Origin of the sequence: Kocuria aegyptia (genome assembly GCF_039530085.1) — a bacterium.
In the GTDB taxonomy this organism is placed as follows: domain Bacteria; phylum Actinomycetota; class Actinomycetes; order Actinomycetales; family Micrococcaceae; genus Kocuria; species Kocuria aegyptia.
On record NZ_BAAAOA010000046.1, the window covers coordinates 225,580 to 239,138 of the forward strand.

At 71.9% G+C, this 13,559-nt stretch carries 14 protein-coding genes; 4 read left to right on the forward strand and 10 right to left on the reverse strand.

Annotated elements, in window-relative coordinates:
• Window positions 1-154: 154 nt before the first annotated feature.
• Genes paaE through paaA form a run of 5 tightly spaced genes read right to left on the reverse strand, consistent with a single transcriptional unit; the run spans window position 155 to window position 4,028 of the window.
• Window positions 155-1,315, reverse strand: coding sequence for a 1,2-phenylacetyl-CoA epoxidase subunit PaaE (paaE, locus tag ABD220_RS15365; RefSeq protein ID WP_344124020.1), 1,161 nt, complete (start codon window positions 1,313-1,315; stop codon window positions 155-157).
• Window positions 1,315-1,860 (reverse strand): 1,2-phenylacetyl-CoA epoxidase subunit PaaD, encoded by a 546-nt coding sequence (gene paaD / locus ABD220_RS15370; protein ID WP_344124021.1) that lies wholly within the window; start codon window positions 1,858-1,860, stop codon window positions 1,315-1,317. The genes paaE and paaD overlap by 1 nt, the downstream gene beginning before the upstream one ends.
• 7 nt (window positions 1,861-1,867) lie before the next feature.
• Entirely contained in the window at window positions 1,868-2,695 is an 828-nt protein-coding gene (gene paaC / locus ABD220_RS15375; protein WP_344124023.1) for a 1,2-phenylacetyl-CoA epoxidase subunit PaaC, read from the reverse strand.
• Window positions 2,692-3,009: a 1,2-phenylacetyl-CoA epoxidase subunit PaaB gene (paaB, locus tag ABD220_RS15380; RefSeq protein ID WP_017833090.1), complete on the reverse strand. Its 318-nt coding sequence runs from the start codon at window positions 3,007-3,009 to the stop codon at window positions 2,692-2,694. The genes paaC and paaB overlap by 4 nt, the downstream gene beginning before the upstream one ends.
• Window positions 3,010-3,011: 2 nt before the next feature.
• The gene (gene paaA, locus ABD220_RS15385; RefSeq protein ID WP_344124030.1) at window positions 3,012-4,028 is read right to left on the reverse strand and encodes a 1,2-phenylacetyl-CoA epoxidase subunit PaaA; all 1,017 of its coding nucleotides are present in this window, start codon (window positions 4,026-4,028) and stop codon (window positions 3,012-3,014) included.
• 211 nt (window positions 4,029-4,239) lie between these two features.
• Here paaA and ABD220_RS15390 point away from each other — a divergent pair, with 211 nt between their 5' ends.
• From ABD220_RS15390 to ABD220_RS15400, 3 genes are all read left to right on the forward strand, one after another.
• Complete coding sequence (locus tag ABD220_RS15390) at window positions 4,240-4,731, forward strand: hotdog fold thioesterase (RefSeq protein WP_344124032.1); 492 nt, start codon at window positions 4,240-4,242, stop codon at window positions 4,729-4,731.
• A gap of 2 nt (window positions 4,732-4,733) precedes the next feature.
• Window positions 4,734-6,077, forward strand: coding sequence for a phenylacetate--CoA ligase family protein (locus ABD220_RS15395; RefSeq protein WP_344124034.1), 1,344 nt, complete (start codon window positions 4,734-4,736; stop codon window positions 6,075-6,077).
• Window positions 6,078-6,182: 105 nt separating this feature from the next.
• Window positions 6,183-6,806, forward strand: a complete 624-nt coding sequence (locus ABD220_RS15400; RefSeq protein ID WP_344124036.1) for a TetR/AcrR family transcriptional regulator — start codon at window positions 6,183-6,185, stop codon at window positions 6,804-6,806.
• A 181-nt stretch (window positions 6,807-6,987) separates the two neighbouring features.
• On the opposite strand, the gene paaZ is transcribed toward ABD220_RS15400, so the two are convergent.
• Window positions 6,988-9,078, reverse strand: coding sequence for a phenylacetic acid degradation bifunctional protein PaaZ (paaZ, locus tag ABD220_RS15405; RefSeq protein ID WP_344124038.1), 2,091 nt, complete (start codon window positions 9,076-9,078; stop codon window positions 6,988-6,990).
• Between the two features lie 150 nt (window positions 9,079-9,228).
• On the opposite strand from paaZ, the gene ABD220_RS15410 reads away from it, so the two are divergent.
• On the forward strand, window positions 9,229-9,681 hold the full coding sequence (locus ABD220_RS15410) for a hotdog fold thioesterase (RefSeq protein ID WP_344124040.1): 453 nt from the start codon (window positions 9,229-9,231) through the stop codon (window positions 9,679-9,681).
• A 34-nt stretch (window positions 9,682-9,715) separates the two neighbouring features.
• Here the strand turns inward: ABD220_RS15410 and ABD220_RS15415 are convergent, their stop codons facing one another.
• From ABD220_RS15415 to ABD220_RS15430, 4 genes are all read right to left on the reverse strand, one after another.
• On the reverse strand, window positions 9,716-10,357 hold the full coding sequence (locus ABD220_RS15415) for a tyrosine-protein phosphatase (protein ID WP_344124041.1): 642 nt from the start codon (window positions 10,355-10,357) through the stop codon (window positions 9,716-9,718).
• A gap of 298 nt (window positions 10,358-10,655) precedes the next feature.
• Window positions 10,656-11,525, reverse strand: coding sequence for a 3-hydroxyacyl-CoA dehydrogenase family protein (locus ABD220_RS15420; RefSeq protein ID WP_344124043.1), 870 nt, complete (start codon window positions 11,523-11,525; stop codon window positions 10,656-10,658).
• A gap of 13 nt (window positions 11,526-11,538) precedes the next feature.
• Window positions 11,539-12,324, reverse strand: coding sequence for an enoyl-CoA hydratase/isomerase family protein (locus ABD220_RS15425; RefSeq protein ID WP_344124045.1), 786 nt, complete (start codon window positions 12,322-12,324; stop codon window positions 11,539-11,541).
• Window positions 12,324-13,532 (reverse strand): thiolase family protein, encoded by a 1,209-nt coding sequence (locus ABD220_RS15430; protein WP_344124047.1) that lies wholly within the window; start codon window positions 13,530-13,532, stop codon window positions 12,324-12,326. Before ABD220_RS15430 ends, ABD220_RS15425 begins: the two co-directional genes overlap by 1 nt.
• Window positions 13,533-13,559: the final 27 nt, after the last annotated feature.

Consider the following 13,559-nt stretch of genomic DNA (forward strand, 5'->3'; position numbering starts at 1 on the left):
ACTGGGTGCGGGACTTGTTGCGGGGACCGGGCGGCCGGGGCCCGTGCCGCGGCCCGGGCGGGACGGCCCTGGACGGCTCGGGGCGGAACGGCTCGGGGCGGAACGGCCCCGGGACCCGGCACCGCGCAGGTGCCGGGCCCCGGGGCCGGGCGGGTCAGGCGTCGAAGTCGACGACGAGCCGCTCCGAGGTGGGACGGGTCTGGCAGGTGAGCACGTAGCCCTTCTCGATCTCGTCCTTCTCGAGGGCGTAGTTCTCCTCCATCACGAACTCCCCGGAGACGACCTTCGCGCGGCACGTGCCGCACACCCCGCCGGCGCACGCGAACGGGACGTCGGGGCGGACCCGCAGGGCGGCGTTGAGGACGGTCTCCTGGGCGTTCTTCGGGGAATTGGTCGAAGAGGAGAGCCCGTCCAGGTTGAATGTGATGTCGTAGCTCTCGCCCGAGGGGTCCGCCGGGACCACGCGTCCCTGCTGCCCCTGCGGGGCCTCGGGGCGGCCGGTGCTGAACAGCTCGAAGCGGATCTTCTCCTCCGGCACGCCCCGCTCGGCGAGGGTGTCCCGGCACAGCTGGACGAGCTCGAACGGCCCGCACAGGAACCATTCGTCCGTCCGGTGCACCTGGAGCACCTCGTCCAGGATGTCCTGGAGCTTGTCGGCGTCGATCCGCCCGGACATCAGCGGGCTGATCCGCTGCTCGCGGGAGAGCACGTGGTGGACCGCCAGGCGGGCCGGGTACTTGTCCTTGAGGTCCCCGAGCTCCTCGGCGAACATCACCTCCATGGCGGAGCGGTTCGCGTAGACCAGGTCGAACGTGGAGGACTCGGAGGCGCGCAGCACGGCCTTGGCGATCGCCATGATCGGGGTGATCCCGGAGCCCGCGGCGAAGGCCACGAGGTGCACCGAGGCGTTCTTCGCGACCTCCTCCGCGGCGAGCTTCTCGGGGTCGTTCATGCTGGTGAGCCCGAGCTTGGAGGTGAACGCGCCCTGCGGGTTCATGACGTCGAGCGTGTCGCCGGCCTTCAGGGAGCTGTTGGCCCAGGTGGAGAACACCCCGCCGATGTCCTGCTTGATCGCCACCCGGATCTCGCCCGGCTTCGGCTCCGCGCAGATCGAGTAGGACCGGCGGACCTCCTGCCCGTCGATCCGGGCGCGCAGCGCCACGTACTGCCCGGGCAGGTAGTCGTAGTCGTCCACGAGCTCGGGGGGCACCGCGAAGGCGACCTCCACGGAGTCCGCGGTGAGCTTGCGGACCTGGGAGACCTCCAGGGTGTTGAACGTGGCCCGGCGGCGGGCCGGGGCGGTGATCTCGGTCATCAGTGCACCTTGAAGTAGTCGAAGGGTTCCAGGCACTCGTTGCAGACGTGGAGCGCCTTGCAGGCGGTGGAGCCGAAGCGGGTCAGCTCGCGGGTGTCCAGCGAGTGGCAGCGCGGGCACTTGACGGTGAGCCCCAGCCGGACGGGGCCCGCGGCGGCCCGGCCGCTGGGCGGGGCGATGCCGTACTCGTCGAGCTTGCGCCTGCCGTCCTCGCTCATCCAGTCCGTGGTCCACGCCGGCTGCAGCACGAGGTCGACCCGCACGTCGTCGTAGCCCTGCGCGTTGAGCGCCCGGGTGACGTCCGTGGTGATGGTCTCCATCGCGGGGCATCCGGAGTAGGTCGGGGTGATGACGACGACGGCGCGCCCGCCCTCGACCCGGGCGTCCCGCAGGATGCCGAGATCGGCGATGGAGAGCACGGGGATCTCCGGGTCGTTCACCTCGGCGGCGACGTCCCAGACGCGGCCGGCGGCCTCGTCCCGGGGGCGCAGCTCCCGGCCGGTCACCCGGGTGGGGCCCGTCTGCTCGTGCCCGGTCATCGTCATCGTCTCCTCACCAGGTGGCGCCGGGGTGCTGACGGGCCAGCACCTGCATCTCGGCGAGGATGTGGCCCCGCTGCTCGCTGAACTGCCCGGAGCGGTCCCCGCCGTAGGCGCCCAGGACCTCGGGGACCGACAGCCCCGCCTCGTCGAGGATCGCCGTGATTCGCCGGTCGAAGTCGGCGCGCAGGGAGGACGGGCGCACGGCGACGTCCCCGAGGGAGTCGATGAGCTCGTCGTCGTGGAACAGCTCGTCCACGTAGGGCCACATGTAGTACAGGCCCGCCTGGACGCGGCGCCTGGACTCCTCCGTGCCGAGGCCCAGGCGCAGGATCCACTGGCTCGCGTGGTCCTGGTGGTACTCGATCTCCTTGAGCGCCTTGTCCGCGACGGCCGCGAGCGTCGGGTCGGCGGAGCGGACCAGGCGGCGGTAGAGCTCGTACTGGTAGTAGGAGAAGATCAGCTGCCGGGCGATGGTCTGCCCGAAGTCGCCGTTCTCCTGCTCCACGAGCCGGCAGGAGCGGAACTCCTCCTCGTCGCGGAAGTAGGCGAGGTCGTCCTCGGTCTTCCCCCACGCGGTGCCCGCGTAGGTGAGGAGGAAGCGGGCGTGCCCGAGCAGGTCCAGGGCGATGTTCGCCAGCGCGATGTCCTCCTCGAGCTCCGGGGCCCGGGCGATCCACCAGCCCAGGCGCTGGGCGAGCATCAGGGCGTCGTCGCCCAGGTACAGGGCGTAGCGGGCCACGTCCTCGGGGGCCTTCGCGCCGCCGGCCTGAATGTCCTCCGCGGTGATCGCCTCGCCGGCGCTGATCCGGGTCGCGGACTCGTGGGATGCGAAGCTCACAGGTGCTTCACCCCTTCGCTCTTGGTGTAGTACGTGGCGTGGCGGTAGCTCTTGCCCTGCGCGGACTCGAAGAACCCGCCCTTGGAGTCGGGGTCCGAGGCGGTGATGGCCGCGGAGGGAACGACCCACACGGAGGTCCCCTCGTTGCGGCGGGTGTAGAGGTCCCGGGCGTTGCGCACGGCCATGGTGGCGTCCGGGGCGTGCAGGGATCCGGCGTGGACGTGGGAGAGCCCGCGCGAGGACCGCACGAACACCTCCCACAGGGGCCACTCGTCCGAGGGCGCGCCGATCGGGCTCACGGTGTTCTCGCTCATGCTCAGGCTCCGATGAGTTCGGCGGAGGCGCGCTCCGCGGCGGTCTTGCGGGCGTAGGCGGCGGCGGCCTCGCGGACCCAGGCGCCGTCCTCGTGCGCGGTGCGGCGGCGCTGCATGCGCTGGAGGTTGCACGGGCCGCGGCCGCCGACGACGGCCTTGAACTCGTCCCAGTCCAGCGGGCCGTAGTCGTAGTGGCCGCGCTCCTCGTTCCACTTCAGCTCCGGGTCCGGCAGGGTCAGGTCCAGGGCCGCGGCCTGCTCGACGATCATGTCCACGAAGCGCTGGCGCAGCTCGTCGTTGGAGAAGCGCTTGATGTTCCAGGACATGGACTGCTTCGAGTTGGGCGAGTCGTCGTCCGGAGGGCCGAACATCTGCAGGGAGGGGCCGTAGAAGCGGTTCACGGCGTCCTGGGCCATCTGCTTCTGGGCGGGCGTGCCGTGGGAGAGCTCGTAGAGGATCTCCCAGCCCTGGCGCTGGTGGAAGGACTCCTCCTTGCAGATGCGCACCATGGCCCGGCCGTAGGGGCCGTAGGAGGCCCGGCACAGCGGGACCTGGTTGGCGATCGCCGCGCCGTCCACGAGCCAGCCGATGGCGCCCATGTCGGCCCAGGTGCGGGCGGGGTAGTTGAAGATCGAGGAGTACTTGGCCCGGCCGTCCAGCAGCTGCTGGTTGAGCTCGGAGCGGGGGGTGCCCAGGGTCTCGGCGGCGGAGTAGAGGTACAGGCCGTGGCCGGCCTCGTCCTGGACCTTGGCCATGAGGATGGCCTTGCGCTTGAGGGACGGCGCCCGGGAGATCCAGTTCCCCTCCGGCTGCATGCCGATGATCTCGGAGTGGGCGTGCTGCGAGATCTGGCGCACCAGCGTCTTGCGGTAGGCGGCGGGCATCCAGTCGCGCGGCTCGATCCGGGAGTCCTCGGCGATGATGCGGTTGAAGTGCTCCTCGCCCGCGCGGTCCAGCTCCGCCTGCTCGGCCGCGTCCGCGGCGGGCACGGCGTGGAGTCCCGTGTTCTGCGTAGTCATGGTGTCCCTCTTCCGACGAGATGGCGCCGCGGTGCGGGGGGACCGCATGCGACTAACTGACCGTTCGTTCAGGATATAAGTCCGCCGGGGTGGCGTCAACAGGCGGCGAGCGGGGTCAACCCGCGCCCTCCGCCGGGTGGCGCGGGTTGACAGGGGCGGCGGAGTGGGATTGTCTACTGAACATTCGGTCGTGAACTGTGAGGAGAGTTACATGTCCCAGGGCCATCCGATCCTCGCGGGAGACCACACCTCGCGCTGGATGGGCATCACGGTGGACCGTGCCGAGTACGGCCACGCCCAGATCCGCATGACGCTGCGGGAGGAGATGCTCAACGGCTTCGGCATCGCCCACGGCGGGATGGTCTTCGCCTTCGCGGACACCTGCTTCGCCCTGGCCTGCAACGACCCCGCCGGTGACGGCAGCACCATCACGGTGGCCGCGGGGGTGGACATCAACTTCCTCGCCTCGGCCTACCGCGGGCAGGAGCTCACCGCCGTGGGGACCGTGCGCGCCCAGGCGGGGCGCAGCGGCGTCTACGACATCCAGGTCCTGGCCGAGGGCCGGCTCATCGCCGAGTTCCGCGGCCGCAGCCGCACCATCCCGAACCCCGCCCTCCGCGCGGCGACGCCCGCGCAGCCGCCGGCCGGCGACCCGGCCGCGCAGCCCGTCCTGCAGCCCGCCCAGCAGCCCGAGGAAGTCTGACAATGACCGAGTGCTCCGTCCAGAACCCCTACACCCCCGCACCCGCCCCCGCGGACCGGTCGCAGCCGGACCCCGAGGAGATGATGAGCCGGGACCAGATCGAGTCCCTGCAGGTCGAGCGGCTGCGCTGGAGCCTGCACCACGCCTACGAGAACGTGCCCGCCTACACGGAGCTCTTCGACGGCCACGGCGTGCACCCCGGTGACTTCAGGGAGCTCGAGGACCTGCGGCTCTTCCCGTACACGGACAAGGAGTTCCTGCGGAAGGCGTACCCGTTCAAGTCCCTCGCGGTGCCGATGAGCGAGGTCCGGCGGATCCACGCCTCCTCGGGCACCACCGGGCAGCCCACCGTGGTGGCCTACACCCAGAACGACATCGACACCTGGGCGGGCCTCGTGGCCCGCTGCTTCCGGCTCTCGGGCGTACGGCCCGGGGACAAGGTGCACAACGCATACGGCTACGGGCTGTTCACGGGCGGACTCGGCGCCCACTACGGCGCCGAGCGCCTGGGCTGCGCCGTGATCCCGATGTCCGGTGGGCAGACCGAGAAGCAGGTCCAGATGATCCGGGACTTCGAGCCCCAGGCCGTCCTCTCGACCCCCACGTACCTGCTGACGATCGCCGACGGCTTCAGGAAGCTCGGCCTGGACCCGCGGGAGACGTCGCTGCGCACCGCGGTGCTCGGGGCCGAGCCCTGGACCGAGCAGATGCGCCGCGAGATCGAGACGGCCTTCGACGTCGACGCGTGCGACATCTACGGTCTGTCGGAGGTGATGGGCCCCGGGGTGGCCGGGGAGTCCGCGGCGTCCAAGGACGGCTCCCACATCTGGGAGGACCACTTCCGCCCCGAGGTGATCGACCCGTTCACGGACGAGGTCCAGGAGACCGGCCGGCCCGGCGAGCTCGTGTTCACGGCGCTCACCAAGGAGGCCCTGCCCATCATCCGCTACCGCACCCACGACCTGACCCGCCTGCTGCCGGGCACGGACCGGCCCGGGCACCGCCGGATGGGCCGGATCACGGGCCGCACCGACGACATGATCATCCTGCGCGGGGTCAACCTGTTCCCCTCCCAGATCGAGGAGCTCGCCCTGCAGGTGCCCGAGCTGAGCCCGCACTTCACGCTCGAGATCACCCGCCCGCACCGGATGGACCAGATGACCATCAACATCGAGCGGCGCGAGCAGGTGAGCGTCGAGGCCGCCGAGGCCGGCGGCCGGCAGCTCCTGCACGCCATCAAGACGAAGATCGGCTCCTCCGCCTCGATCCGGATCGCCGAGCCGGGAACCCTCGCCCGGTCCTCCGGCAAGCTGCGCCGCGTCTACGACCACCGCAAGGACGTGTGACGTCCCGCGCCGACCCGCGTGCCGCGGCCGGCCCCCGACACCGCTGGGGGCCCGTCCCGGCATAAGATCGTTGTCCTGTCCCTCCCCACCCGGATCGAGGTCCCCATGACGCACGCACCGGCGCCCGCTCCCCCGGACGGCGCGGCCCCGCGCCGTGGCCGGCCCGGCTACGACCGCGAGACGCTGCTCGACGTGTGCGTGGAGGTCTTCAACGTCCACGGCTACGACGCCACGTCGATGGGCACGCTGTCCAAGCACCTGGGGATCTCCAAGTCCGCGATCTACCACCACGTGGAGTCCAAGGAGGAGATCCTCAAGCAGGCGCTCAGCCGGGCCCTCGACGCGCTCGAGGCGGTCCTGGGCACCGCCGAGCGGACGGACGCCCCGGCGGTCGAGCGGCTCGAGCAGGTGATCCGCGGGACCGTCCACGTGCTCGTGGAGAAGATGCCGTACGTGACCCTGCTGCTGCGGCTGCGGGGCAACTCGGAGGTCGAGACCCGGGCGCTCGAGCGCCGGCGCACGGTCACCCGCCGGGTGGGCGCGCTCATCGAGCAGGCCCAGGCGGAGGGGGACCTGCGCCGCGACCTCAGCGGCCGCTCCGCCTCACGGCTGCTCCTGGGCATGATCAACTCGATCGTCGACTGGTACCGGCCGGACCCGGAGAAGACCGACGACGGGCTGGCCGACACCGTGGTGGCGCTCGCCTTCTCGGGGCTGCGAGCCCCCTGACCCGCCGGCCGGTCCTCCATCGAGTCCCCATCGTTGGGGTCGGCAGCCCGTCGAGTCCCCAGGGCGTACGCGATCCCCCACGCCGTTGCGTGGGGGATCGCGCCGTTGCTGGGGACTCGAGCGGGGCCCTGCGGGACCCGGGGCCCTGCGGGGTCGGGGGACCATCGAGTCGGCCAGGTGGTCAGGCGGCGGGCCAGGTCTTCGCGACGAGGGTCAGCACGTCGTAGGTGGCGACGACCTCGTCGTGCTGGTTGTGCAGGATCGCGTCCCAGCAGACCTCGCCGTACTCGTCGGTCACCCGCGGGGTGACCTGCTTGGCGGTGAGGGTCACGCGGATGCGGTCGTCGTAGGTCACCGGCGTGAGAAAGCGCAGGTTCTCCAGCCCGTAGTTCGCCAGGACGGGTCCGGGGGCCGGCTCCACGAACAGACCGGCGGCCCAGGAGACCAGCAGGTAGCCGTGGGCCACCCGGCGCGGGAAGAACGGGTTGGCCGTGGCGGCCTCCTCGTCGGTGTGCGCGTAGAAGGTGTCGCCGGTCTTCTCGGCGAACTCGGCGATGTCCTCGAGGGTCACGGTGCGCAGCTCGGAGGCGAACTGGTCGCCGATCCGCAGGGTCTCCAGGGACTTGCGGAACGGGTGCTCGGCGGTGCCGTTCTCGACGGCCTCGCGGGTCACGGTGTTCGCGGCCGCGCCCCGGTGCCACACGCCGGTCACCGCCGTGAGGATGTCCGGGGGTCCCTGGATCGCCGTGCGCTGCATGTAGTGCTTGACGCCGCGCACGCCGCCCAGCTCCTCCCCGCCGCCGGCGCGGCCGGGGCCGCCGTGGACCAGGTGCGGCATGGGGGAGCCGTGGCCGGTCGAGGTGCGGGCGTCCTGGCGGTTGAGGAAGTGCACGCGCCCGTGGTGGGAGCCGATGCCGGCCGTGAACCGGGCGGCGGTCGCGCCGTCGTTCGTGCACACGGTCGCCACGAGCGAGCCGCCGCCGAGCGCTGCGAGCCGCACGGCGTCGTCGACGTCGCTGTAGCCCAGCACGGAGGTCACGGGGCCGAAGGCCTCGACGAAGTGCACCTCGGGGGTGTCCGGGTCGTCGAAGGACAGCACGGTGACGGGGAAGAACGCGCCGGCCTCGGTGTCGGCGTCCCCCACGGGGGCGTCCGGACCGCCCAGGCGGACGGTGCCGCCGGCGGCGACCAGGCGCTCCACGGCCTTGCGCACCTCGCCCTGCTGCTCCTTGGAGGCCAGGGCTCCCATGGTGACGCCCTCGGTGCGGGGGTCGCCGATGACCACGCGCTGCTGCACGCGCTCGGCGACGGCCGCCACGACGTCCTCCACGCGCTCCTGCGGGACGATGACGCGCCGGATGGCCGTGCACTTCTGCCCGGCCTTGGACGTGATCTCGACGAACACCGCCTTCACGAACGCCTCGAACTCCGGGGTGTCCGGGGTGGCGTCGGGGCCGAGGATCGCGGCGTTGAGGGAGTCCGTCTCGGCGGTGAAGCGCACACCGCCGTTGATCACGTTGTCGTGCTGGCGCAGCGACCGGGCGGTGTCGGCGGAGCCGGTGAAGGCCACGTGGTCGCGGTAGTCGAGGTGGTCGAGGAGGTCCCGGGCGGAGCCGGAGACCAGCTGGAGGGAGCCCTCGGGCAGGATGCCGGAGTCGAGCATGAGGCGCACGCAGGCGGCCGTGACGTAGCCGGTCGGCGTGGCCGGCTTCACCACGGTCGGCATGCCCGCGAGGAACGCGGGGGCGAACTTCTCGAGCATGCCCCACACCGGGAAGTTGAACGCGTTGATCTGCACGGCGACGCCGGGCATGCGGGTGTAGATGTGCTCGCCCAGGAAGGACCCGTCCTTGGAGAGCTGCTCCACCGCGCCGTCCACGATGACGTTGGCGTTGGGCAGCTCGCGCCGGCCCTTGGAGGAGAACGTGAAGAGGGTGCCGATGCCGCCGTCCACGTCGAAGAAGTGGTCCTTCAGAGTGGCTCCGGTGGAGTAGGAGACGTCGTAGAGCTCCTGCTTGTGCTCGGTGAGGTACTGGGCGAGCTCCTTGAGCTTGAGCGCGCGCTGGTGGATGGTGAGCTCCCCGAGGGAGCGCTGGCCCACGGTCCGGCCGTGGTCCACGGCGGAGGCGATGTCGATGCCGTCCGTGGACACGAGCGCCACGACCTCGCCGGTCGAGGCGTCGGCGACCTCCGTCACCTTCTGCGGGTTCTCCGGCGCCCACCACCGGCCGCTCAGGTAGCTGGGGAGGATGGTCCGGGTCTGTGCTGCCACGGTGCGTGGTCCTTTCGCTCGGGTGCGTGCGGGTGGTCCGTCACCCGCATCCTGACCGATCGTTCGGTATTATGACCACGATAACCTACGTCACACCCCGGGACCACTGCCCCACGGTGGTCCCCTCACGCAGAGTTCCCGAGGAGTGCCATGACCACGTCCGATACCCATAGGCCCGGGTCCCATGAGACCTGGCGCATCGTCCTGGGCGAGCTCGACGAGAAGATGGGCGTCACCGTGCTCGAGGAGTCGGCGGAGCGCGTGGTCGCCTCGATGCCCGTCGAGGGCAACCGCCAGTCGCTGGGCCTGCTCCACGGCGGCGCCATGGTGGCCCTCGGCGAGGCCGTGGGCTCCTGGGCCGCGGTGATCCACGCGTCCACGATGGGCAAGGTCGCCGTGGGCGTGGACGTCAACGCCACCCACCACCGGTCCTGCCGTACCGGCACCGTGACCGCTACGGCCACCGCCCTGCAGCTCGGCCGGTCCCTCACGTGTCACGAGGTGGTCCTCGAGCACGAGGACGGCGCCCGGCTGTGCACCGTGCGGATCACGAACTTCCTCAAGGACGAGCCGCGGCAGGCGGGGACCCCGACCGCGAGCTAGACCGGTGCCGGACCGGGAGGCCGGCCGGGACGGATCAGGACGGGTGGGCGAGCCGCCGGCGCAGCGCGGCCAGCTCCGCGGGCGTCAGCCCGGCGTCCACGAGCCAGCGCTCGGCGTCGAAGCCGGTCAGCAGCTCCTCGAGGGCCGCGCGGCGCTCCGCGAGCAGTGCGGTGAACTCGACCTCGGGGTGGTGGCGCTCCACCGGATGGGGGACGGGGGAGACGCGGTGCCACTCGTTGATCCCGCGTGCAGCGGCCTCGTCCTCCGCGACGAGGCGCTCCGGGGGTGCTCCGGTCAGGCCCAGGAGCAGCAGGGCGAGCACCCCGGTGCGGTCGCGCCCGGCCGAGCAGTGCACGACCACGGCGCCCTCGGCGGCCGCCACCGCTCGCACCGCCTCCGCCAGGAATCCCGGGAACAGCCGCAGGTAGTCGCGGTAGCCGTGCGGGTGGTTGAGATAGGGCGTGCCCACCAGCCGGAACTGGGGGTGAGCGGGGTCCTCGGTGGGGCGGTGCAGCACGGTGATGCCGGCGCGGGCGGCCGGCTCGTCGACCGGGTCCGTGGGCCGGCGGCGCCTCTCGTCCGCGTTGCGCAGGTCCACGACCGTGCGCACGCCGTCCGCCGCCGCGGCGCGCCACCCCGCGGGGCTCAGCCGCTCGGAGCGGCCCATCCGCCACACGTCGCCCGCCAGGCGCCGGGCGTTGAGCGCTCCGTCCCACGTGGCGGGGGCCCGGGCTGTGCGTGCATGCCCCCACCATAGGGCCCGCGTCCGACGGCAGCCTCTCCCGCGCACGCACTCCTCCCGCACGCGACCCCTCCGGCACACGCGAACTCACCGGTGGTGCGCATGATGCGGGCATCGATCATGCGGTCTCGGGCGGAGCGGTGAGCCCGGCGGAGGAGTGCAGGCCGGAGCGATGGGTCCCGCGGAGGAGGGCGGGCCGGAGCGATGGGTTCGGCGGAGGGTGGGTGGGTGCTCACTGGTCGTAGGCGAAGAAGCCCCGGCCGGTCTTGCGGCCGAGCTCGCCCCGGGCCACCATGTCCCGCATCAGCTGCGGGGGAGCGAAGCGCGGGCCGAGCTGCGACTCGAGGTACTCGGCGATGCCCAGGCGCACGTCCAGTCCCACGATGTCCGTCAGGGCCAGCGGGCCGACCGGGAACTTGTAGCCCAGCACCATGGCGTTGTCGATGTCGGCGGGCGAGGCCACGCCCTCCTCGACCATGCGGATCGCCTCGAGGGCGATCGCCACGCCCAGCCGCGAGGAGGCGAAGCCGGGGGCGTCGTTGACGACCACCGGGGTCTTGCCGAGGCCCTCGACCCACTGCACCGAGCGCCGCTTGAGCTCCTCTCCGGTGTGCTTCGAGTTCACGACCTCCACGAGCTTCGAGGCCGGCACGGGGTTGAAGAAGTGCAGCCCGCAGAACCGCTCGGGGCGTCCCAGTTGCTCGGCCAGCCCGTCCACGGACAGCGAGGAGGTGTTGGTGGCCAGCCACGCCGTCGGGCCCAGGTGGCGCTCGACCTCCTGCAGGGCCGAGACCTTGAGGTCCCACACCTCGGGGACGGCCTCGACGACGAGCTCGCACGGCGCGAGGTCGGCGTGGTCGAGGGAGACCGTGAGGTTCCCGGCCCACTGGTCCAGGTTGCCGTCCACGCTCCCGCGCTCCAGGGACTTGGCCAGGTCCCGCTCGATCCGCTCCCGCGCGGCCTCGGCGGCCTGCCCGTCCCGCTCCACCACGGTCACCCTCGCCCCGGCGAGCAGGAAGGCGTGGGCGATGCCTGCCCCCATGCGGCCTCCGCCCAGGACGCCGACGACGGTGGGAACGGCCAGCGCGTGCTTCTCGGTCATGGTCCGGGTGCTCCTACTTCTTGTTCTTCTTGCGGTCCAGGAAGGCCTGCATGCGGTCGAACTTCGCCTGCGACTCGAAGAGCACGGCCTGGGCCAGCTCGTCGATGTGCGGGTGGGCGGACGGCGGGGCGGCGAAGACCCGCTTGGAGATGCGCACGGCCAGGGGGTCCTGGGCGGCGATCCGGTCGGCCAGTGCGTGCGCGGCTCCCACCAGCTCGGCGGGCTCGTGCAGCTCGGTGACGAGGTGCAGGGCCAGGGCCTCGTCCGCGTCGAGGATCCGGCCGGCGAGCAGGATGTCCAGGGCGATCGGTTCCCCGACCAGTTCCTTGAGCCGCCACAGCCCGCCGGCGGCGGCGATGATCCCCAGGTTCGTCTCGGGCTGGCCGATCTTCAGCTGCGGGGTGGCGATGCGGAAGTCCGCGGCGTAGGCCAGCTCCGCGCCACCGCCCAGGGCGTAACCGTCCACCGCGGCGATCACGGGCAGGGGCAGCCGGTGGATCCGGTCGAAGATCCTGGAGTTGATCCCGGCCAGGGCGTCGTCGCGGCGCCGTTCGCGCAGCTGCGCGATGTCCGCCCCGGAGGCGAAGACGCCCTTGCCGTTCACCTCGGTGCCCGAGAGGATCAGGATCTTGGGGTGCTGCTCGAGGTAGCCGCACACAATGTGGAGCTCCTCGACCATGGCCGCGTCGATGGCGTTGCGCACGGCGGGGCGGTCCAGGACCACGTGCAGGCGGTCCTCGCGCTCCTCGAGCCGCAGAGCGGTGAACTGCGCGCCGAGGATCTCGCTGGGGCCCACCATCAGAGCTTCTCCACGAGCATCGCGGTGCCCTGGCCCACGCCCACGCACATGGTCGCGAGGCCGCGCTCCGCGCCCTCGCGCTCCATCCGGCCCAGCAGGGTCACGACCAGCCGGGAGCCGGAGGAGCCCAGGGCGTGGCCCAGGGCGATGGCCCCGCCGTCGTTGTTCACGATCCCCTCGTCGAGGCCCAGGCGGCGGATGCAGGCCAGGGACTGGCTGGCGAAGGCCTCGTTGAGCTCGACCGCGCCGAGGTCGCCGATGCCCCACCCGGTGCGTTCGAGGACCTTCTGCGTGGCGGGAACGGGGCCGAGGCCCATGATCTCCGGGGCCACCCCGGCCGAGGCACCGTCGACGATCCGGGCCCGAGCCGTCAGCCCGTACTTCTCCGCGGCCCGCTCCGAGACCACGAGGATCGCCGAGGCCCCGTCGTTGAGGGAGGAGGAGTTGCCGGCGGTGACGACCGAACCGTGCGTCACCACGGGGCGCAGCTTGGCCAGCACGTCCATGGTGGTGCCCGGACGGGGCCCCTCGTCGGTGTCCACGACCCTCTCCGCGCCCTTGCGGCCCTTGACGGTCACCGGCACGATCTCGTCGGCGAAGCGCCCGGCGTCGATGGCGGCGATCGCCCTCTCGTGGGAGGCCACGGCGAACGCGTCTGCGTCCTCGCGCGAGATCCCGTCGACGACCGCGACCTCCTCGGCCGTCTCCGGCATCGAGTAGGTCATCTTGTCGTGCTTCTTGAACTCGGGGTTGGTGAACCGCCAGCCGATGGACGTGTCGAAGACCTCGCCCGGCTTGGCGAAGCCCTTCGTGGGCTTCTCCATCACCCAGGGGGCGCGGGACATGGACTCCACGCCGCCGGCGACGACGACGTCCGCGGCCCCGGCCTTGATCATGTGCGAGGCCATGATGACGGCGGACAGGCTCGAGGCGCACAGCCGGTTGACCGTGATGCCGGGGACGGTGTCGGGGAAGCCGGCGAGCAGCCAGGCCATGCGGGCGATGTTGCGGTTCTCCTCGCCGGCGCCGTTGGCGTTGCCCAGGATGACCTCGTCGACGTCGTGCGGGTCGATCCCGGCGTCGGTCACGGCGCGGCCGACGACGAGGGCGGCGAGGTCGTCGGGGCGCACGCCGGAGAGCGCGCCGCCGTACCGGCCCACCGGGGTGCGCGCGCCTCCGACGAGGAAGGCCTGAGGGGCTGGGGACATGGGGGATCTCCTGTCGCGACGGGAAGT